Origin of the sequence: Arthrobacter sp. NPDC080031 (assembly GCF_040702485.1) — a bacterium.
Lineage (GTDB): Bacteria > Actinomycetota > Actinomycetes > Actinomycetales > Micrococcaceae > Arthrobacter.
Genome location: NZ_JBFBLA010000005.1, coordinates 188040 through 209497 on the forward strand (window position 1 = coordinate 188040; position 21458 = coordinate 209497).

Below are 21458 nucleotides of genomic sequence, written 5' to 3' on the forward strand. Positions count from 1 at the left end.
GCCTGTGGTCGATGTCGCTGGCCTGGCGGACCCCGACTGGCCCGTGAGACCTTGGAGATGGCGCGATAAGCGGTGATGGCCGTATAGCGCTCCATTGCCCATGCATTGGCTGAAGTTTTGGAACTTAGGAGATGCTTAGACTCGGCGGAACAGCCGTGCGTTCAGCTTCTTTTGGCATCCAAGCGAAATCCGGGCGTTGGCTGCGCGTCCCCAAGGTAAGCAAGCGGTGCGCAATCCTATCTGCCTCGCGCCAAGGGAGAAACGCTAAACCAGGAATGAGCTGGTCTCCTCTCAGGTCGTATCTCGCGCTTTCCCACCTTGCTGACGTAGTTCGGTCTGCTGGGGCAAACTGCTTCAATGCTGACTTGTCCACCTCGGCGATGCAGCTCGCTTCAAGGTCATCGTCTAAGCCAACAACAAGCAACTTCCAGTGCCTGTCCGCTAACCCCATTTCGAACTCGTGGCGGCTGAGGAAGAAAGAAAGCCGGCCTTTACGAGTAGTGGACTTAACTTCAAGATGCCATTCAACTTCCTGGATTGACGCTGTGATGTCATACCCGAACCCGTCATCAGTTTCGGCTACATGGTTGATAGCGCCGGGCCACCTGGCGTCGAGGAGCGCACACAGCGCAATTTCTCCTGCGCTGCCTACCTGTGCTCGCCGGGCCAGATCCATCTTTCCGCTTATCCTGCGTACAACCCGTAGCCCTGAACTGGCCGGGAGACCCAGCAAATCGGACCATCTCTCTATGTCCTGCGGAAGGTCATCGCTGTTTTGCACCAGCACGTCAGCATTATCGAGCCAAGGAGGATCTGCGGCTTCCAACAGACTGGCCAGAAGGTACTCTCTTCTGCCTTGTGATGTCAGTTTCTCCAGTGCTGGTGATTGCCGAAAAATGCCCTCTGGCAGGTTGGTCCCGGGCAGTGAGTGTAACCACTCGAGGGCGGTTGAATATTGGGTTGGAGTCAGATCAGCGTATCTGGAGTTAGACCGGATAAGGATAGAAGCTTGGAGTTCAGTGGAGCGCCCCAGCAAATCAAGCCATCGGGCCGCAGCGACAATTACTCCTTCGGCGGGAATCATCGGTTGAGATAGGTAGTAAGGGCCGCGAGGTCGGACATATCCATTCCGATGGATTCATCGACTTCCTCCTCTAGGTCACCAAGTACACGCACGTTGGGGTCATCAAGAATTCCGCCCATGAATTCCAGCTTCCGCGCCAGCCGATCCTCAACTATCTCGTCTATAGTCCCCGTGGCGGCCAAGACTGTGATCTTGGTTATGGTGGATGGAGCCAGGCCCAACCGATGGATGCGGTCCAGACTTTGCAGGAATCGACCGGCAGAAAAGTCACGGTCGACATAGACAGCGTCGTGGCAATCGTGATGAAGGCTGACGCCTTCGCCCAGCGTGGCGGGGTTGGACAGCAGTACGGCGCAGTCGGAGTCTTCCCGGAAGCGTTTGAGCTCCTCGTCTCGATCGATCGTTCCGCCGTGAATCAAGGCCGGATTGAATTCTGCCAACATCCTTTCTAGCGACTTAAGGTTCCGAATGAACGTCGACCAGATAAGGGTCTTTCTGCCTCTGGCAGCATTATTTTCTACAATGTTGCGTACTGCCTGATACTTGGGGTTGAGCTCGTAGAGTGGCAGGTCTCGAAGAAGCTCCATGGCAGAGGTGTTCTCGGGGACCGGGTAAGGAGGCACCCGGTAAGGCAATGCTTCGTGTTTATCCGAGCCAACGGCAAGAAGTGCAGGCGAAGTGGCAGCCATCAACAAATAAAGCAGGATTTTGCCCAGTGCAGCCATGTCTCCGGACTCAGAGGCTAAGGCGAGCTTCCCCTGTCCAAGAAGGGCGTCGTAAATTTCTCTGTGGAGCGGCGGTAGATCCACTCGGCGGATTGATACTTCAACAGGGGGTAGGTTCAACTCGGACTTCGTTGTCCTCGTAAAAAGTGGCTTCAGAGCCTGGCTGGCGATCGCCAGATCCTCGTGTGCCACTGCCCGTTGGACGGCGGCCCTACCCTGACCTGGCCACACGAAGGAGAAGAGGCTTTCTAGATCCCTCGAGCCGTTCGGGGCCGGTGTACCAGTCAGGATCAGACGATTGGTCGCGTAGGGGCCAAGAGTCAGGCACGCACTGCCCCAGGCGCCCGCGCTGCCAAGTTTCATTCGATGAGCCTCATCGAGGACCAGAAGGGTTGAGGCAGCTTTCATCCACGTAATAAGGGGCGGGATTGAATTTGGCAGGCGTTCGTAGTTGACCAGAAGAATGTTGACATCGGGAGGAGGTCCCCCGGTCCATACATGTGTGGTGACGGGGTTACCGCTAAAGCAGACTCTCGCTTCGTAAACCCAGCTTTCGAATGCTGATTTAGGACACACAACGAGCATGCGTTCGATCGATCCGCCGGAACGACGAGCCGCATATACCGCCATGCTTGCCCGAGTCTTTCCAGCACCAGGAACACTGAAGTTTGCGCCGTGGTTTAGGGCTATGAGCTTAGATAGGTCACGGGTCTGGTGCTGGGTAAGCGGAGCAACCCAGTCGGGCGGCAAGACGGGGGCTGGTAGCTGAGGGACTTCTTCGGTCTGGAGTCGAGCATCTACGAGTGCGGAGTCTTGAACGTTGCCTTCGACGAGCCTGAGAAGGCCGTCGTCCCACCGAACATCGACGTCCTCGTCGGGCCATCGCGCTAGTTCACGAAGGTTGACAAGAAAATCATCTAGTTCAATGCTGATTGACGTTTTATGCAGACTCAGACTTGTCGAAAAGCGGGTTGCCAGCATTCGAAGATGAGGCGCATTAACCTCATCGCTCGAAAGATCAACCCTCCCTGCTGTGAGAGAAAACCGGAGGTCGAGCACTCTACTTTTCCGCCCCAATTTCTACACGGGCTATCGCCTGGAGCCATCGAACGCCGTCTGTTGGTTCGCTGAGGCCGCGGCTGACGATCTGTGCAAGCTTGTGGAGATTCTCACGCATTGCTCCAATCTCGTCTTCGAGATCGGATACGCTGAAGTTTCCTGTTGCTTTGGCGCTGGAGACGGCTTCCAAAACCAATTCAAGAGCGTCGTTCGCGTCGGACAACCGGTCTGCTGCTGCTAGTTTCCGTTTGAGGACCCTGCCTTGGCGACCGGCGAGATCCAATCCATCGTCAAGGGCGCTGTGGGTCCTTGCGAGCAAATGCTGGGCCGCTGCGCGCTCGGTGCTGGGTACATCGACATAAGCCTGCGTGGCAGCTTTCGCCTGCAGTACGGCGGTGGTCGACGCCTTCAGTGCTTCGACTACTGCGCTCGGGCCCGGCGCCGACAAGTGCGTACCGGGGATACGGACAGTAGTCCCCTCAGTGGACGTCTGTTTCGGCATAAGCGGTTTGGCGTATTTACCCACGAAATCTGATTCGATCAGCCGTAGGTCGGTCTTGGACTTGTTGAGGGCTATGGCCAAGAGTCGCTGTTCTCTGAGAGCTTCGGCCTCATCAGGCGCCTTGATTTTTAATGCCGAGTAGGTTCGGTAGAGCTCTTCGAGCTTCCCCTGTTGCTCTTCGAAATCAACGAGGCGCAGGGAGACGTGCTGGCCGTCCGAGCCCACGATTCTGCTTCTGTCGATGGCTTCTCGGATGAGGCTCAGGATCCAAAGGTGACGTTCGAGAGTCGCTGTTTTGATCCGGAAATCAGCCGTGATCTCTGAGGTTGGCCTTCCCTGAAGGATTCTTTCCTCGATAGCCAGTAGAAAGTTCATGAAGGAGTAGTCACGTTTGTGGTCTTTTCGAAGCTGCAGAGCAAGTTCTATGGAGCGAAGATCATCCAGGCTTGCATCCGGTGGGAGAACTCCGACCCGGATGTGTTCCTGCTTAAGTTCCGAGAGCGCGGCACGGCGAGTATTGCCGTTTATCAAGACTCCGCTGCGAGTGATGATTCCCGGGTCACTCTGACCGTGTACCTTCAAGTCCTCTTTCAGTGCCTCAAAAGCCGGGTCGACAGACTCAGGGTTCGTAGGGTCACCTTTAAGAAGTTGATGAAGGTATGTCTGGCCCAGGTCACCATATGGATCGTTGTTCAGCTCTTGGTCTTTGGCGCTGTCGATGCTCCGCTGCGCCCGTATGCGGTGAGTTGCGGGGTTGTAATACAGAATCTCGACCGGCATGGAAATCACCGGCAAGTGCATGGAGCTTCCGCGCCATTCAATCGAGACAGTCTCCTGGACTCCCTCTGCAGAGCGGCTGGCCGCAAGCCGCTCCTCAATAATGGCTTTGTTGTCCTGCGCACGCCCTGGTACGTTGCTCACAGTTGCCCCCTTTAAGGTAAAGTTCCCGATTGCATCCTATGTCCTTGCCCTTGGTCAAGGTTTCACCGGAGCGTTTTAAGCACCAAACATGTCTCGCATTGTCCATATCGACGGAAATCAAAGATGATTGGCGACATGAATCTTCCGGACTGGAGAACGAGCAACGCTGGGACCCGCACCCGAGCGGCATTATGGTTGGCCTCACAGATTGGTGAAGGGGGCGTCTTTACAAAAGCCCAGCTCAGGGAGGCTTTTCCTGGGGTCGAACAGATTGACCGTCGTATGCGGGACCTAAGGCAAGACGGATGGATCTTGTCTACGTATGCTCAGGAACGATCATTGGCCGTGGACGAGCTTCGCCTCGTCAAAATCGGCGGCCATGTCTGGGAAGCTGGCTATAAATCCAATCTAACTCCACGAGCCAGTGACCGTGAGCGCCGCGAAACTCTCGCCAGGGACAACTTCGCCTGCGCTTTCTGCGGCATAGGCGCCGGGGAAACGTACAGCGATGATCCTGCGCTTCTAGGTCAACTGAGCGTTACTTGGTGCGAGGCCGCTGCACCAGCAGGACGTTATGTGACCACGTGCAAACGGTGCAGGAATCCCCTCGCAGAAGTTAGCCCGAATGATGCTGCATATGAAGCAGCCGCTTCGCTAGCACCTGATGAGCTGCGGGTACTAGCGGATTGGATACGGGTTGGACACAGAACTCCACAACAGATTGATAGGGCCTGGTCCCTCATAAGGCTGCTTTCAAGGAGGGAGCGCGACAACCTGCTGACCAGGCTCGAACCCGTCAACTGAAGCAGAGCGGTTGTTGGGACCAACTGCTGAGATCAGTTGTGACGACGACCCCGCGTGTCAGACGACCAAACCACTGCCGGTGAAATGAGAGGATGGACGACATGATCGCCACCTCCTCGCAACTCAACGTGCTCGAAATCTGCGCCGGAGCAGGAGGTCAATCGGTAGGTCTGGAAAAGGCAGGATTCGGACATTCTCTTGCCGTCGAAATTGATATCGATGCAGCGGCCACTCTTCGCCTGAACCGTCCGGACTGGGATGTGCATCAGGGTGATGTGCGAGAGATCAGCGGCAATGGATACAAAGGGGTTGACCTCTTGGCCGGCGGTGTCCCCTGCCCGCCATTCAGCATTGCCGGCAAGCAGCTCGGAGCCGACGACGAACGCGACCTTTTCCCCGAGGCGCTCCGGCTCGTCCGTGAAGCTTCGCCAAGCGCTGTCCTGCTTGAAAACGTTCGAGGGTTGGCGTCTGCTCGATTTACCCCTTATCGGCAATCGATCCTGGGGGCCCTCGACAAGCTTGGCTACGACGCTGACTGGCAGTTGTTCAATTCCAGCGAGTTCGGCGTCCCCCAGCTGCGCCCCAGGTTCATCCTCGTGGCCATGAAGCGGCGGCACTTCAGAAAGTTCGCCTGGCCCTCAGCTCAAGGGACACCCCCGAGTGTGGGAAAGATTTTGCTGCCATTGATGAAGAGCGGCGGCTGGCCAGGCGCAGAGGCTTGGGCAGCAAGGGCTAACTACATCGCTCCAACTGTTGTCGGAGGTTCGAAGAAACACGGTGGCGCCGACCTCGGTCCCACGCGCGCCAAAGCCGCCTGGCTACAGCTGGGCGTCGATGGTAAGGGGATCGCCAACGAAGTGCCCGGCCCTGACACCCCGCATGATCATGTACCGCGGCTGACTAACGAAATGGTGGCCCGTGTCCAGGGGTTCCCCCCAGAGTGGCAATTTGCAGGCCGTAAAACATCGGTGTACCGCCAAATAGGCAATGCCTTCCCGCCGCCTGTCGCCTGCGCAATCGGTACTTCAATTGCCCATGCTCTCGGCGTTAAAAGCCGTCCGGCCAAGGTCGGAATCGACCTGCTGGACAGCCAGCTGCTGCAGGCCGTGAGCTAACGCTTTTCCAGCGGAGCCACAAGGAAGTCGATATCTACCGATCGCGCGGCAACAAGTCATTTTCGACCGCGAGCATCCACTCCCCGTCGCCGAAGCGGATTTCAAATAAGGCTCTTCCCTTTACGTCCGTGCCCCGCGGTACCGCTTCAAAATAAGGCCATCCATCTCTGGCTTGGGCAACTGCATCACGCGTGTCAACAGTATGAAACCAACCCAAAGGCTGGAACCGATCGGTGTCTTCCATCACGTTGGATCAGCTACTTTTGGACTTTTTCAAGGGTGGATCGCACGCTTTCAAGGGTATCCCCGTAGGGCCGCATCCACTCATGGACCGACCCAGGGCGGACCTCCAACCAAGACGTTTCGCTGGCACCAGAGCCTGTGTGTTGTCCCATGTGGCCAATGACATGCTCTTTGATGACGTTTTTAGGCAGCAGCCAGGCGTGGACTTCGAATGGTGAAATCCCAAGGCAAAGACAGTAAGCATAATCCTGGTCGCGAATCTGTTGAAACTTGTAGAACCCTGCGTCCCATAGGGTAGACATCTTTATCTGGACTAGATGCCCATTAATCCAACGATCCCCTTTTCCATCAGGAGCTCCCTCTATAAAAAGTCCCACCTCGCGCGCCCATTCAGTTATCAGCGCCTTACCAACCCGCCCTTTCGTGGCGGACGGAACCCCTCGAATCCATTCGAAAGAGCTTCCTGACCACGCGTCGTTTTGTACGACGTTCCCTAGAAGCTTTTCAGAGGCGGCCGTCATGATCTGATAGTCATCTATAACCATTCGATGTGACCCAACTGCGCTCGACTAGCAGCGAGAAATCGAACACTTCCCTCCCTGTCACCGGCACCTCCCAAAGCGGGGCTCAGTCGCGCCTTGATCGTTGCTAATGACTCAGGATTCTGGTCGATCATCACAAATTTCCTTCCGATAGCTTGAGCGACCGCCCCCGTCGTCCCACTTCCCGCGAAGAAGTCGAGAACCCAGTCCCCGGGGTTACTGCTTGCTTGGATAATCCGGCGGAGAATGCCTTCTGGTTTCTGGGTCGGATACCCAGTTTTCTCTTTTCCCATCGTGGAGACAATCGTGTGCCACCAGACATCGCTAGGTAGAACATCGGCGCCGGACGGCAAGGCGTGCAAACCAGGGGTCTTATACGGTTCATTATCCACGTCTTGCGCGTTGAACAGGTATTTCTCAGGATTTTTTACGTATACCAATATGTTGTCGTGCTTTGTCGGCCACTTTTTCCTTGCTCTTGCACCGTAATCATAGGCCCAAATAATCTCATTTAAGAAGCATTGGCTTCCAAAAATTGAATCCAAGTAGACCTTGGCATAATGCACCTCCCTGTAATCGAGGTGCACATACAAAGTTCCGTCGTCGGTCAGCAGTCGCCAAGCTTCGATCAAACGTGGGTGCAGGAAAGCCCAATAGTCATCAAAGACATCGTTGTAGGCCAACTTTGCCCCATAGACGGTTTCATACCTTTCACCCTTGAAGCCTAGCCTTCTACCAGTGGCAGACCGGCTCGTTTTTAGTGACTGCCGAACCTGAGCTTTGCCGGTGTTAAAGGGAGGGTCGATGTAGATCAGCCGGAAGGTTTTATCAGGCAACGAGCGGAGAGCGCCTAGATTATCACCTTCGATAAGAAGGCTTGGTCCGGAGTGACTCCAGATTGAAGACCCTTGTTCATTAGAAGCTTTCATATCCACCATAAGAATGACCCTACTTCGTCCCGTTGGGAGGTACTACCACTCCTTGGGGCGCCAACCTTCCAAATACCTGTCGGAAAGCAGAACAAGGTCACTATCTCCATCGACGGCACGGAGCTTCTCTACCGCTAGTCGTACAGATTCCTCAGATCCAATGACTTTCACGAGAGGATCCCAGGCAAGCACCGCGACGCTTGTTACGGTTCGAGACTCTACCGATTGCGTTCGGTTGGTACTTTGGGCAGACCGGAAAAGGCTGCGAATGAGGTCCGGTTCGGAGAGTTCTGGCGCAACAAAGTCCACACCCAGGCGATCGGCGATAATCGAGTACACCCTGAGCAGATCCCATTCCTTTGTGGGCACCCTCGACGGTACAGCGAGAACTTCCTTGACGAGATTCTTCTCAAGCTGCTCTGCCAGGTTCTCGCTAACCAGTTTCTGGCCTTGGTCCTCAATATGACCGAAGGATCTAATCAGCCGGCACCTGGTTGAGTATGAGGGAACCTTCGCGAGCACTGCCTCGGCGGCCTCTTCTCGAGCTTTTTCGTCGTCTAGCATTTTGAACATTGCCAGCACCACTCGGAATACTGTGATGTCTGGTCGAAAAATGTCGAAGACGCCGGCGGGTTCGCGATGGGGAATTTCGGTCAGGCGGTTCAAGAGATTTATGGATCCTGGAACGATGCCGCTGATTGGGTACTCATTTTCGTACATGCCGAGGGCCCTGATGGTTTCCTCCAGGTCTTCGGGCGGCGTCGCATCGAGGAATGCCCCGAAAGCGCTTTCATCGCTGAGCAGGGAGTATGCCTGCTCAGCCCGTCGGAAGGCGATCAACTCGGAAGGAGCGACTCTGTCGAAGTACAAGTTCGCAAAGTCGATGTGAGCCACTCTGTGTTCCCTGCGCCACTTGGAGCTTGCCCCGTCACCATAGGACTGGTTCTCGATGTAGCGCCTCGCTGCGGGAAAGAGTCGCCGAATCACCGTTCGAACGAGGTCCGCCTCTTCCCCGGCTTCAGCAATTAGGCCGTCTACGGGTGTCATTGGCTTCAGATCTTCCCTGCCGCCGAAAGACCCACCGGGGTTCGTGAGGGTGGTCCGCAAACGAGGCAGAAGGGCAAAGATCTGGGGGCGGAAAGTGCGTAGGGCCTCAAGTCCGATCAGATCGACAGCCTCAACCTCGCTGCCGAGTGATTCCAAAGTGGGCCGTGCAGACAGGGCAAGCCTTGTAACATCGCGTAGGCTGCCCACCAAAGGATCGATAATTTCAACAAATACGTCAGGCCATCGGGCATGATCAAGCCTGAGGTCTTCGATATCTCCGAGAATGCGGTTTAGCTCATTGAGTATCTCGGTGCGCAATAATTCCTTGGGTATTGCAGGTAGATCAAAACTGAGCTGGACAATTTTCTCCAGATAGGCACGGCCAGGTACATTCGTTTCATCGAGTGCCTGCTCTACGCGCTGCCGGTCAAATGCCAGCAGATAGACGAGATTGGGGAAGCTCGCGGTGAGTCGTACCAACTTGAAGATGTCACGGATTTCGGCGGTGCTAAGACGATCAATGTCATCGATAACGACGACCACTGGCTGGTCCAGCGTGCGGAGTGCCTCAGAGACCTTGTCCCTGAGCGTCCTCGAACCCTGACGACGGTCCCCATATGCCTTAGCTACGGCCCGGACTGCCTTGAAGCTCCTGTCCCACCACGCCCCGAATCCAGGGATAATAGCAAGCGGACTAAGAAGGTCTCCATATGCGTCGAGTCCGTCGGCAACGCTCTTGAACTGATCTTTGCCCTTAAGGCGAAGTTCTGCGGCGATTTCCTTGAAGAAGAAGTCGACAAGTTGTTGGGAGCCCGAGAACATCCAGGGATTGAAGTCAACCACTGCGATGACGGGGTTCTGTGCAAACTCTTCCCTCATCAGGTTTACAAAGGAGCTCTTGCCATAACCCCATGCACCCAAGACACCGACTACGATGCCATCAGAAGCATCTAGGCGCCGAATGCTTTTAGCGAATTGGTGAGCGACAGTAGCTCGATCGAGTACATCATCAGCCGACGAGGCAATCGGGTTGTCGACCGGCGGCTTCTCTTGCTCCCTCAAGGCTTGGCTCCTCGTCTCCTGCTGATTTCTTCCCGCCGCTTTGCCTTAATCCGGCAAAGTAACTCTGTTCGCCCTTAAGGCTCCGCCGAGGCAAGGCCCTTAAGAACGACCTACCTTCCTTGAGTCTCCCGCCACAGGCCGATACCCATAACGATAAAAATTGGGGCAGACAGAATGAAAGTGATGACGAACTGGCCCGGACTGGCTAGCGACAGCAGGAGCCCGGCTCCGGCCAAACTTAGCAAGGTAATCGGCACCCAGCGCTGGCGCTCACGTTGCTTCGCAAGAAGAACGATCCCCGCGGCAATAGTGAAGACCGCAACGAGCAGCGTCAGAAAGGAAGCGAACGCTGTACCCAGCGATATTCCAATCATTGATGACATGACGAGCCAGACGCCAAGAACGAGCGCGACAACTCCCGATGCGACTCGGGCGCCTGAGGACTTCGGCGTAGCAGGAGCCAAGGGGTATCCCCACTGTGACGCCTGGGCGTACTGCTGCGGATAGGGTGCCTGCGCCGGGTGAACCTGAGGCGGATAGGTCCCCTGTGCGTGCGTGGGGTGCCCCGTATACGGCGCTTGACCAAATGGAGCTGGTTGTACGGGATATTGTGCGGGCTGCTGCGGATATGCGGGCGGCACAAACGGTGTGTTCTGGTTCTCGGTCATAGCTCCCCCATCAGGATTCGGCATTCACTCAGATCGCTCACAGGTTATCTCTCAGAGGATTGCTTTGCATGGATATGCGTTGCGGGTCCTCCCGAAGCAGATGCCGCAGTTGAGGCGAAGCAGGGGCCTCCGGACGAACTCCACGGCCATGTCTACTCGTCATATGAAGCACCAAGGCGGTCCGAAATGACGGATGCGCGGCCAGCAGGAGGCCCAGATCTAGGCTTCATCGAAGTGCCCACAGCCAGTCGGAAAGTCGGCCGGATATTCCTCTTTTCCGCTGCACGCCCACGCGCTGCTAACCGAGGCGATTAGCCGACCACGACTGTCGTGGCCCTTTCCAGCATCCTCTCCTGGCTTCGACGGCTTCGGACATCATCTTTGCGCAAGCTTCGCCCTTCCGCGAGAGGCGCCCTGAACACGTCCGATGCGAGGTCAGCGGCGGTCACGATCGCCGCTTCAATTCGTTCTGAAAAGGTCTTTTCCGTTACGCGAAATTTCAGCTTTCTTGGGTTCCTAAGCATTTTCCTCGCACCCTCAGGGTCGGCGGATTCGAAGATTGGCACGAGATCGGGATTGACCAACGCCGATACGACCATAGCGATGTGATACTTTGCCGCTTTGAGGATGGTTGATTCGGGCGTGCGCGCAAAGTAGCGATCGATCCGATAAATGATCCATGCCGCGTAGTAGTAGGTGTCGACGGGGTACTCGTCCCACACGAAGGATCCTTCTACTTCGAGATCCTTCGGCGATGCAATCGCGCGGGAAGAGTCGCCGAACAGCGTAGCCGCAACAGCCCTATTCAGCTCGGGCGTGGTGACAACGCGTGTCCGCGCAAACTCAAGTGCGGCGCCACGGTTCTGCCGCTCATAGCGGAGGCCATCTGCCCCCGACTGGGTAAAATACTCCTCTACATTCTTGGCGATCTGCGAACTCGCCTGAATATCCGACGAATTGATGGCTGTCTGAAGGTTGGTCGCGATAGCAACGCTGGTCCGCACGCCAGGATCCTTGGAACTAACTATCTTTACCGGAATCCATAAGTCGGTGAGCAGATCGGGGGCGTTCAGCACGTCTTCTGTCTCGGCCCACCTAATCAACTGATGACTAGTCTGCCCGCCGTTGACGATCTGATATCCGGAAATGAAGAACCGGTCCCCAAGGCCGCGCAATTCGGTGGCAATGATCGTCAGTCCGTTGTTCAGGAATGGAAAGTGTTCTCGCTCTGTCGATTGCAGGGTACCCATAATTCTTCCGTTGACGGGATTCTGAGAACCTAGATCCAGACGGACGTTATCGTCGAAAATGCCGGGACGGATGCCGCCTGCCTCGTCCCTAAGAAGCTTCATCACCTCGTTCGCGGAAACCAACCCGATGTAAGCCTCACCAACCCGCGCCGTTGCAGGGATTGTCTGACGCTTCTCAAAATTGAACTGAATGTTCTGTGGGCCGAAACGTTCCTTCTGCTTCGCAGCGAGCTCTTCATGGCCATGCGTTCGAAGTTTCAGACCTTCGGAGTATGCTCCGATATCACGAACGCGGCCAAGTGCCTGTGTGACTTGAAGCTCAGCCTGTGCGTCCTTGCCGTCGTTGGAACTAGTGGTCACGTAATAGAGTTCGCAGGGGATGCGACTGTCCTGAAACTTATCGCCGCTCTCTGCGATCCTGTCGATCAGGTTGGCAAGGTCGACGAGTCGCGGGGGAAGGCTGACGCTCCCTGGCTTCATGGCATATCTCGTCACACTCTCGACGCCGTGGAGAAACTTCGCGATTAGTTTCGAGTCGTAGGATTCGCTGGTCTTGGCTTGGATGAAGATCACCTTGGCGGAATTTGTGCTCTGCTCGGCGATCAGTTCGTCGATTTCTTCGGGTTCAAATACGACCCGTCCATTGACGACCACCGCACCGATATCAATGCCCTCATCGTTACCTCCACCCAGTATGGAACGCTCGATCGATTGCACGTCGTCGTGTAGGTACTGGAAGAGGTAGTTTGCCGCGACGTACCGCTCGAATAGCTCGGTCTCCGGACCATCGAATCCAAAATCGCGGGCGAACTTGGTGACGCGCTTGCTGGTGAGGGTGTGCACCCGACCTCCTGGTGGCAGCCGCAGAGTCATGCGGTATGTCATGAACGGTTCCGGACGACGCGAACGCCTCCGCAATCGGACTATATCGTGCCATAGGCACGGCAGTTCGCCTCAGCGGGCGCGATACCGGCATACTCTCGGGAGGGCGTCACAATTCCCTACGGATACGAGACGTCTCACCGTCCGCCCTGATAGCTCCCCGCACTGTCCCAGCGCACATGAGTGGCGGCCCCGGTTTCTCCGAGGTGTTACCTTGCTATGGCCAGCTTTAGACACTGAGCCGAAGAACCGCGGACCATCAACCCTGGATGAATGTCTCGCAATGGATCATCATCAGGACCTTCCCCACAGCAGAAAACCGTTCGTCATTTGCGTTTGCCTTCGACCTCTGGCCTGCGACCAAGTTCCGCTTCACGCGGAGCAAGTTTCTATTCCTCGCCTCCTGCCGGGTCCCCCGACGCGCACCGCCGTCCCGAAAACGCACACGTCTGGCACCAATGGTGCGATCAACGCCGATCTACGGAAAAGTAACAGACGTTTGCTCACGCCAAGTCATGTCGTAGTTGGACTCGACGTCCATGAAGCGTCGTGGAAGAGAACAAAGGGAGTGAACCTCGCCAGGGCTTCGAGCGATCCCGCGCGGAGGCGCTGTTCCGCAGTCGCGGTCGGGCTACCGCCCACCGCAGCCCCGGAGCACAAAAGCAATGACCATGTCCATCGCCCGCCTCTCCGCCCAGTCCGGCCTGAGATACCTGTTCAAAACCACCATGATGGACGATCGGACCGTCACTCCGGTCGATGCCACCAGTTACTACATAAAGGCCGGGACGCCTCCGGGACGCTGGCTCGGTTCAGGCCTCCCCGGCATCAACCGGATCACCGGAAACGCCGTCGCCGAAACCGACGCGAAGGCTATCTATGACCACGCCGTCCACCCGGACACCGGCACGCCCCTGGGCCGCCCGCACGGCCAACCGACCCTCGTAAAAACGGCGCAGGGTCGAACGGAAACGCGCCACGCCGTCGTCGGATTCGACCTGACGTTCAGCGTTCCCAAATCCGTGTCCGTCCTCTGGGGGCTGAGCCCGCAGTCCGTACAAAACCAAATCCTCCAGACCCACCACAACGCCGTCAGCGCCACCCTGCAGTGGCTCGAAGAAGCGGTCATCCACACCCGCGCCGGGCACGGCGGCGTCGCCCACCTCGGCACACGCGGCGCCATCGCCGCTGCCTTCGACCACTGGGAGTCCCGGGCCGGGGATCCACAGCTGCACACCCATATGGTCATCGCCAATCGCGTCCAACGGATCAACGACGGCGCCTGGGTCACTCTGGACTCGCGAACCCTCTACAAGGCCGCAGTCGCTGCGAGCGAGCACTACAACGGCCTCCTCTTCGACGCCCTCCACCGGAACCTCGGCACCGAGGCAGAAATTCGCCCATCCGCGATAAACACCCACAACCCAACTCAGCTGCTCGTCGGCGTCGATGATGCGCTGATCCGCGAATTCTCCAACCGATCCCGCCTCATCGACCTGGAATCCGACAGACTCGTCGCCGAATGGACTACACACCACGGCACTACCCCGACGGCAACCACCACCATCAAACTCCGCCAACAAGCAACCCTGTCCACGCGGACTCCCAAAGCAGAAACAATCGCGCCGCTCCCCCAGCTCTCGGCGCAGTGGCGTGCACGCGCAGTCGCCAAAGGCTTCGCACCCAGCCTCATGCTGGCAAACACCATGCGACGCTCCCACAAGACCCCCTTCCGCGCCGGCGACTTCACGACGAACTGGATCGACGCCGTCGCGTCCCTGACCCGCGAGCGCGTCGCGGCCAAACGCGCCACCTGGAATCGCTGGAACATCCTCGCCGAGGCTGAGCGGGTCTGCGCCGACATCCGTTGCAACACGCCGCAGGACCGAAAGGCAATGGTCGACGCCGTCGCCTCCGCCGCCGAAACCCAGTCTGTGCCACTCAACGAGAACCGCTACACCCTTCCTGCCGACGCGCAGCCCGATCTCGGCTTCGCGGAGCAGAGCGCCTTCGACTTCCAGGGCGCCCGCCTCTACACGGACGCGGCGACTCTCGCCCATGAGGACATCGTCGTGGAAGCAAGGAACGACGACGGCGGACCCGCGGTGCGTCCAGAGGTCGCCATGGCGTCACTCGCCAGCTATAAACATCGTGGTCAGCACGATCTGCACTCGGATCAGCGCGCGGCCGCAGCCAACGTTCTCCTCAGCGGCAACCGGCTTGACGCCGTCGTCGGCCCCGCGGGTACCGGAAAAACCACCACCCTCGGCGCGGTTAAGGTCGGATGGGAAGCAGAATTCGGCGCCGGAACTGTGGTCGGCTTGGCGCCCGCGGCGGCGAGCGCCGAGGTCCTTGGGCGTGAGCTGTCTATGGTCACGGACAATGTCGCGAAATGGCTTTACGAGTCGGTCGGCCAGGGTGCAGGAAGCCGGGCTGCACGCTTCTTCGATGCCGAGCAGCAGCTCAAGAACCACATAACTGATCGCAGCCCCCATTCCACGCAACTGGCACAGACGGCTGCCCGGCTCGCTGCCGAACAGAACAGGTGGCGCTTTCATCGGAATCAGTTGGTGGTCATCGACGAGGCTTCCATGGTTTCCACCCTTCAGTTGTCGGCTCTTGTACAACAAGCCCGGGATGCCGACGCCAAGATACTCCTGGTGGGCGATCCCGGGCAGTTGGATGCCATCGACGCCGGCGGCATCCTCGGTTGGCTGGAACGGCAAAACAAGACTGTACGGCTCAACACCATTTGGCGGTTCGAGCAGCGTTGGGAGCAGGACGCCTCCCTGAAGCTGCGGGCAGGCGATTCCGCCGCAATCACCGATTATGAGCGGCACGGACGCATCCGACACGGGGCCTACCTCGACATGGTCGACGACGCCTACCTGAGCTGGGAGGCGGACATCCAACAGGGCAAGTCGTCCATTCTCATTGCAGCCGATAATGACACCGTCAGCATGCTGAACCAGCGTGCGCAGGCCGACCGCATCATCCAGGGTGTGGTCGATGGTGAACGGACAGTTCCGCTCAGCGACGGACTCCGCGCAGGCACGGGTGACGTCGTCGTTGCCCGTCGGAATGATCGCTCCATCGTGGATAGCAGTGGCGACTTCATCCGGAACGGGACCATGCTCGACGTCGTCCGTACAGGTTGGCGCAATGGCTCGCTTACGGCAGTCCGCAGGGACACCGGCGCCGCCGTCACGCTGCGCCGGGCCTATGTTGAATCGGCAGTTGAGCTTGGATATGCGACGACGGCCCACCGCGCCCAAGGGATCACGGTCGACGAAGGCCACACCGTCGTCACGGAGGGCCGGCTCACTCGCGAACTTTTCTATGTGAGCATGACCCGCGGCCGTGGAGGCAACTACGCCTACGTCAGCGAGAACGGCCCCTCTGACCATGAGCCGCTTGATCCCGCCTTGCAGTCGTCATGGCGCGAGATCCTGGAAGAACTGCTCGCAGCCGAAGGGGCCGAACGGACGGCTCACGAAGTCCGCGAGGCCGAGGAAGCGAAAGCAGACAGCCTTGAGCGGCTGAGCGCCGAATACGACTACCTAGCACAGATCGCGGCAGAGGAGGACCTTGCAAGGTTCGTCGGTCATCATGCGCCCGAAGGACTCGGGGAACTGAAACGATCCCCGGCGCTGGGTGCGACAGTGGCAGCGTGGCGTCGATCCACAAGTATCAGCCGACCCACTGCACAGCGCATTCTCCTAGAATCTTTGGAAACAAGCGCGTCAGCACAAGATCCCACGGCGGTGCTCCACTCCCGGCTTCTCAGCTTTCTCAGCGGGACTGCCGCACACCCGACAGACCCTCTAACCGAGCCCATACGCACCGCCCGGCCGGACCTCGCGAACATGATCTGCCAAGTCGTGGAACGAATCAAACGCAGGACCCACACCATCACCAACGCAGCCCTGATGCTCGACACCGAATGGAAGCGAACCCTTGTCGGAGCTCTTCCGCAGGACCTGCGTGCGGATGACCTAAAAAGGGTGATTGGCACAATTGCTATCTACCGCGACAGATGGGGCGTCGAGGACTCGCCGCTCCCGCTCGGACCCATCCCTGAGGACTCCGAGAGGGAGCGGCACGCGCAGTCCGCAGGCGTTCAGCGCCTCATTGACGAGGTCTCACGCGCAGCAGTCGCCAAGCAGCCCGATAGCTGGTTTGACATCACACCCAACCGAGACCCAGGCCTTAGAAATGTCGGTTGGCAGCTTTAAACTGAGCTCGAACAGGGCAATCTGGCGAGAAGGGAGCGCTGGCGATGCCTAGACCACCGCTACAGATCGGGACCTGGGGCAAAATCAGCCGGGACGAGGTGTCACCGGGGGTCTGGCGTGCAATGGCCAGATTCCGGGACTTCGATGGCGTCACGAGGAAAGTGGAGGCTCGGGCGACGGCCACGTCACGGAACGACAAAGGCGGAAAGGCCGAACGGCTGCTGATTGCTGCGCTCACGGACCGCGCTATGCCCGCCGGCGAAGACATCACGTCAGAGACTCGAATCAACAAACTCGCCGTGATTTGGTGGGCGGAATTTGAGGACGCTGGTCGCGCAATCAATACGCGCACCCGCTACAGGGACATCCTGGACCACTACGTTTCTCCGGGGCTCGGTGGCTTGCGGATTCGCGAAGCGACAGTCTCCACTTTGGATCGGTTCCTCAAGACCACGCGCCTCAAGCACGGCTACAGCACGGCCAAGCAGTGTAAAACGGTGCTGTCTGGAATGCTCGGCCTCGCAGCGCGCCACGGCGCCCTCGACGGGAACCCTTTGCGGGACGTGGCGACGATCCCGATAAAACACAAGGCGGTCCGCGCGCTTACCGTGGCCGAGGTTGTGGCATTACGTACCGGTCTCAGGAAATGGGAAGCCGACAAGCCGCAAGCTGGCCGATACCCGACCGTCGACATCCTCGATGTCATTGACATCATGCTCGCCACGGGTGCGCGCATTGGTGAGGCCCTGGCCCTGCGGTGGAAGGACGTGGACCTAAAATCCGAGAGGCCAACAGTTACGGTGACAGGAACGATTGTCTACGTGCCCAAGCAAGGCCTGACCATCCAGGACCACCCTAAGAGCGCGAATTCCCGGCAAAGGTACTTCCTACCGTCATTCGCCGTGCAAATGCTCCAGAGGCGGCAAATCGGTCAGGTAGAGGCCAATCCGTGGGACGTCGTGTTCCCCTCCGCAGTTGGTTCGCTGCGCGATCCGAATAACTTGCGCAGGCAGTGGCGTGCAGCGAGTGAAGATCTTGGTTTCCAATGGGTTACTCCGCACACCTTCAGAAAGACCGTTGGAACACTGCTGGAAGCCTCATCAGGCGTGGCTGTCGCTTCCGCCCAGCTCGGCCACTCGAGCGAAGACGTGACCAGGAAGCATTACGTCCAGAAGACGCACGAAGCACCGGATAACACCTCACTTCTCGAGGCGTTCGGTAGCTAAGTGCAAAACGTTTCCGGTGGGTTTCCGGTGGACTGTGACCTCATAACTCAAAAACGATAGTGCCCCCTCGCGACGTTTCCGCAGCTCAGGGGCACTTTTCGGGTAGGGCTACTCGGACTTGAACCGAGGACCTTAGGATTATGAGTCCCGCGCTCTAACCAGCTGAGCTATAGCCCCGAGTCGGCCGGGCGGCCGCTTTGGTCAGCGTCTTCCCAGCCAAAACACTCTAGCAAAACAATTCGGTTCCCGATGCCAACCCGGAGACCGCGCCGGATCCAGATGACTAGATGACCTTGTCCTCATAGCCCGCCCCGCGGTAGAGGTCCTCGAACGTCTGAAGGGTGCCTTCGATGCTGTGCGGCTCCACCATGGCGCGGCTTGCCTTGCCCATGGCTTCGAGTTCGCCCGCCGGCAGACGGAAGAGCTCGGTGATCCTGGCAGCCAGCTCGTTGCTGTCCCCCGGCGTGAACAGATGCCCGTTCTCGCCTTCGCGCACCAGGTGCGGCAGGGCCATCGCATTGGCGAGAAGCACCGGCGTCGACGCCGACATCGCCTCGAGCGTCACGAGGGACTGCAGTTCGGCTGTTCCGGGCATGCAGAACAGGTCAGCGCGAATGTACGCCTTCCTCAGGTCCTCATCGCTCGCGAGGCCCAGGAACCTGACCCGCTCGCCCAGGCCCAGGCGCTTGGCTTGGGCTTCCAGTGCCGCCCGGACCTCGCCGCCTCCGATAATTTCAAGGTGCACATTGAGTTCGGCGGGCGTCTTGGCGACAGCGTCGATCAGGACGTCCACATGCTTTTCTTCGGCAAGGCGGCCGACAAAGAGAACTGTGGGGTTGGCGTGCGGCTCGATCTCTTCCCCCGGCTTCACTTCGTAAGCGGCCGCGTCAATACCGTTGGACAGAGGCAGGACCTTGCGAAGGAAAGCGTGCTGGTGCATGGCCTTCGCGGCAAGGGGCGTGGGAGTGGTGACGACGTCGGCCTGGCCCATGACCTTACCCATGTCTTTCCAGGAGACCCGCCCGATGATGTCCTTGAACCACTGAGGGAACGGCAGGAACGGATTCAGGTTTTCGGGCATGAAGTGGTTGGTGGCTATGACCCGGATGCCCCGCTTCTTCGCCTCGTAGAGAACGTGTTCGCCGATCATGTAGTGGCTTTGGATGTGAACGACGTCGGGCTGCACCTTGTCGAAGAGCAGTCGGATGTCGTTCTTGATTTCCCAGGGGTAGCAGATGCGAAAGTACTCGTGCGTAAAGACTCCGTGGGACTTCAAGCGGTGCACGGTGCCTTCATCCCCGAACTCGGTGAAGCTCTTGCCGTTGTCCGCCCGACAGGCCAGCACGTGGACATCATGGCCCCGCGCCTTCATGCCTTTGGCAAGCCGGTACCCGAACTGAGCAGCACCGTTGACTTGCGGGCGGTAAGTCTCCGCCGCGATCAGGATGGTGAGGGGTTTGTTGGTTTCGGGAACGGTCACGTGGAGAACTCCTGATGGTCACGGTGCGAACATCGCAAAACGTTTGGCCCTGCGGTGTCTTCGCCGGTCGCCTGCCGCGGGTGTGCGGGGCACGGTTGTCGAACTCTGCCCTAGGCCTTCCGGCTTGCTGCCGCCTTCGCGTCACGCTTTCTCTTGGTGACCTCGGGATGGTGCCGGCTCAGGGCAATAACCCCAACGATAGCAAGGGAAGCGGCCACAGCCATGGCGATTGCCAGCACGGCGTGGACATCGGGACGAAGCTCACCCAAAATTGCGATCCCGATGGCAATTCCAACAATGGGGTCGATCACAGTCAACCCTGCGATCACCAGATCCGGCGGCCCGCCTGAATAGGCGCTCTGCACGAACCACGAGCCGAGCCCGCCGGCAGCGGCAATGGCGACCACGGTGTACCACTGCACGTTGAGCAGGAAGTGCCCGTTCGGGTCCAGCAGGTGCCGGCCGATGATGCGCGTCAGGACCGCGACGAACCCGAACAACACTCCGGCGCCCAGGATGTAGACAAAAGCGCTCATGCGATGCCGGAACATGGCAGCCAATGTTCCAAAAAGCCCGACGGCGAGCGCCAGCAGGAGGACGATGGTTATTTCGTCCTCGCCGCTGACGTGGTGGTTCTCCTGGGTGGCGTTGACGGCCAGCAGGACGAACATCGCCGAGCCGGTCACGCAAGCAGAGATCGCCACCACCGTGCCGCGGTTGATACTGAGTCCCTGGTCCTTGGCGTTGACCACCGTGGTGATGACCAAGGCGATGGCTCCGATGGGCTGCACCACGGTCAAGGGTGCCGACACCAAGGCAATGGCGTTCATGCCCATACCCAAGGCAAGCAACAGCAGGCCGAACATCCACCGCGGATTACGGAGCAGCCTCAGGAACCCGTGGGAACTCAGGGCAAGGCCACCGGTGTCCGCTTTGACCGCGCTTCCCTGGCGCTGGGCGCCAATGGCAAGGCAGAACGCACCAAGCACCGCAAGAAGGACCGCCAACCAGACCATCAGCTGCGACCGCCGTCGTTGGCTCTGAGTTCCCTGCCCTTACGGAGGATTGCCCAGAAATAGTTGTACGCAGCTACCCAGTGTCCTATCAGACCCAAGCCCAGGCAGATCCACGCGATCGCGAAGTAGAGATTGGTGTAGGGAATCGCGAGCTTGGAGAGGACCAGGAGAGGCGTGCCGAGGAGCAGGAACGCCGTCCGGATCTTGCCGATCCGGCTCACCGGGAGGTCGGGGTGGCTATGGAAATAGAAAAACGACGCTGTGGCAAGGACGACGTCGGGCACCACCAAGGCGGCCAGGTACCACCAGTCCACCACCCCGGCGATGACGAGCGTGACAGCGACCGTGATGAGTGCCAGGCGGTCTGCGACGGGATCGAGGATGCGGCCCAGTTTGGAGGTTTGGTTGAAACGCCGCGCGACGTAGCCGTCCACCCAGTCGGTCCCGCCCATGATGGCGAGAACCAGCACGGCGAAACCGTATTCCTTTTGCCACAGCACCAGCCACACGAACAGCGGGACGCCCATGAAGCGCAACACAGTCAGGAAATTCGGGACGGTGAAGATGAGATCGTGGTCGGTCTGTGGCTGGCCCGGGCGTGCGCCTGCACCGATGAACTTCACCTGTCCCCCTTTCCTTAGTCCGCAGCAGACGCTGCTGCTTGCCGT

13 protein-coding genes and 1 tRNA gene are annotated in these 21458 nt (G+C 58.5%); 3 read left to right on the forward strand and 11 right to left on the reverse strand.

What is annotated here, in order from left to right; genetic code table 11:
- Positions 1 to 124: 124 nt before the first annotated feature.
- From AB0323_RS06290 to AB0323_RS06300, 3 genes are all read right to left on the reverse strand, one after another.
- Positions 125 to 826, reverse strand: a complete 702-nt coding sequence (locus tag AB0323_RS06290; RefSeq protein ID WP_366176551.1) for a DUF3883 domain-containing protein — start codon at positions 824 to 826, stop codon at positions 125 to 127.
- A gap of 254 nt (positions 827 to 1080) precedes the next feature.
- Positions 1081 to 2868, reverse strand: a complete 1788-nt coding sequence (locus tag AB0323_RS06295; RefSeq protein ID WP_366176552.1) for a DEAD/DEAH box helicase — start codon at positions 2866 to 2868, stop codon at positions 1081 to 1083.
- Between the two features lies 1 nt (position 2869).
- Entirely contained in the window at positions 2870 to 4291 is a 1422-nt protein-coding gene (locus AB0323_RS06300) for a transcriptional regulator (protein WP_366176553.1), read from the reverse strand.
- Positions 4292 to 5187: 896 nt separating this feature from the next.
- Here AB0323_RS06300 and AB0323_RS06305 point away from each other — a divergent pair.
- Complete coding sequence (locus AB0323_RS06305) at positions 5188 to 6210, forward strand: DNA cytosine methyltransferase (protein ID WP_366176554.1); 1023 nt, start codon at positions 5188 to 5190, stop codon at positions 6208 to 6210.
- A 778-nt stretch (positions 6211 to 6988) separates the two neighbouring features.
- On the opposite strand, the gene AB0323_RS06310 is transcribed toward AB0323_RS06305, so the two are convergent.
- From AB0323_RS06310 to AB0323_RS06325, 4 genes are all read right to left on the reverse strand, one after another.
- Positions 6989 to 7924: a site-specific DNA-methyltransferase gene (locus AB0323_RS06310; protein ID WP_366176579.1), complete on the reverse strand. Its 936-nt coding sequence runs from the start codon at positions 7922 to 7924 to the stop codon at positions 6989 to 6991.
- A gap of 42 nt (positions 7925 to 7966) precedes the next feature.
- Entirely contained in the window at positions 7967 to 10033 is a 2067-nt protein-coding gene (locus AB0323_RS06315; RefSeq protein WP_366176555.1) for a P-loop NTPase fold protein, read from the reverse strand.
- 110 nt (positions 10034 to 10143) lie between these two features.
- Positions 10144 to 10701: a hypothetical protein gene (locus AB0323_RS06320; protein ID WP_366176556.1), complete on the reverse strand. Its 558-nt coding sequence runs from the start codon at positions 10699 to 10701 to the stop codon at positions 10144 to 10146.
- Between the two features lie 311 nt (positions 10702 to 11012).
- Positions 11013 to 12794, reverse strand: a complete 1782-nt coding sequence (locus AB0323_RS06325) for an AIPR family protein (RefSeq protein ID WP_366176557.1) — start codon at positions 12792 to 12794, stop codon at positions 11013 to 11015.
- A 710-nt stretch (positions 12795 to 13504) separates the two neighbouring features.
- On the opposite strand from AB0323_RS06325, the gene mobF reads away from it, so the two are divergent.
- Together mobF and AB0323_RS06335 are read left to right on the forward strand one after the other, a co-directional pair.
- Complete coding sequence (gene mobF / locus AB0323_RS06330; RefSeq protein ID WP_366176558.1) at positions 13505 to 17068, forward strand: MobF family relaxase; 3564 nt, start codon at positions 13505 to 13507, stop codon at positions 17066 to 17068.
- 44 nt (positions 17069 to 17112) lie between these two features.
- Positions 17113 to 18294 carry a site-specific integrase gene (locus AB0323_RS06335; RefSeq protein WP_366176559.1) on the forward strand — a complete coding sequence of 394 codons (1182 nt, stop codon included), beginning with the start codon at positions 17113 to 17115 and terminating at the stop codon, positions 18292 to 18294.
- A 103-nt stretch (positions 18295 to 18397) separates the two neighbouring features.
- Here AB0323_RS06335 and AB0323_RS06340 read toward each other — a convergent pair.
- From AB0323_RS06340 to AB0323_RS06355, 4 genes are all read right to left on the reverse strand, one after another.
- A tRNA-Ile gene (locus AB0323_RS06340) sits at positions 18398 to 18471 on the reverse strand.
- A 106-nt stretch (positions 18472 to 18577) separates the two neighbouring features.
- On the reverse strand, positions 18578 to 19774 hold the full coding sequence (locus AB0323_RS06345; RefSeq protein WP_366176560.1) for a glycosyltransferase: 1197 nt from the start codon (positions 19772 to 19774) through the stop codon (positions 18578 to 18580).
- A 110-nt stretch (positions 19775 to 19884) separates the two neighbouring features.
- Positions 19885 to 20790, reverse strand: coding sequence for a DMT family transporter (locus tag AB0323_RS06350; protein WP_284984022.1), 906 nt, complete (start codon positions 20788 to 20790; stop codon positions 19885 to 19887).
- Positions 20790 to 21413 carry a CDP-alcohol phosphatidyltransferase family protein gene (locus AB0323_RS06355; RefSeq protein ID WP_366176561.1) on the reverse strand — a complete coding sequence of 208 codons (624 nt, stop codon included), beginning with the start codon at positions 21411 to 21413 and terminating at the stop codon, positions 20790 to 20792. Before AB0323_RS06355 ends, AB0323_RS06350 begins: the two co-directional genes overlap by 1 nt.
- Positions 21414 to 21458: the final 45 nt, after the last annotated feature.

Excerpts from the sequence above, each read along its gene's own strand:
- AB0323_RS06305 (WP_366176554.1), top strand. The coding sequence starts at position 5,188 with ATGGACGACATGATCGCCACCTCCTCGCAACTCAACGTGCTCGAAATC.
- AB0323_RS06310 (WP_366176579.1), bottom strand. The coding sequence starts at position 7,924 with ATGAAAGCTTCTAATGAACAAGGGTCTTCAATCTGGAGTCACTCCGGA.
- AB0323_RS06320 (WP_366176556.1), bottom strand. The coding sequence starts at position 10,701 with ATGACCGAGAACCAGAACACACCGTTTGTGCCGCCCGCATATCCGCAG.
- mobF (WP_366176558.1), top strand. The coding sequence starts at position 13,505 with ATGTCCATCGCCCGCCTCTCCGCCCAGTCCGGCCTGAGATACCTGTTC.
- AB0323_RS06335 (WP_366176559.1), top strand. The coding sequence starts at position 17,113 with ATGCCTAGACCACCGCTACAGATCGGGACCTGGGGCAAAATCAGCCGG.
- AB0323_RS06350 (WP_284984022.1), bottom strand. The coding sequence starts at position 20,790 with ATGGTCTGGTTGGCGGTCCTTCTTGCGGTGCTTGGTGCGTTCTGCCTT.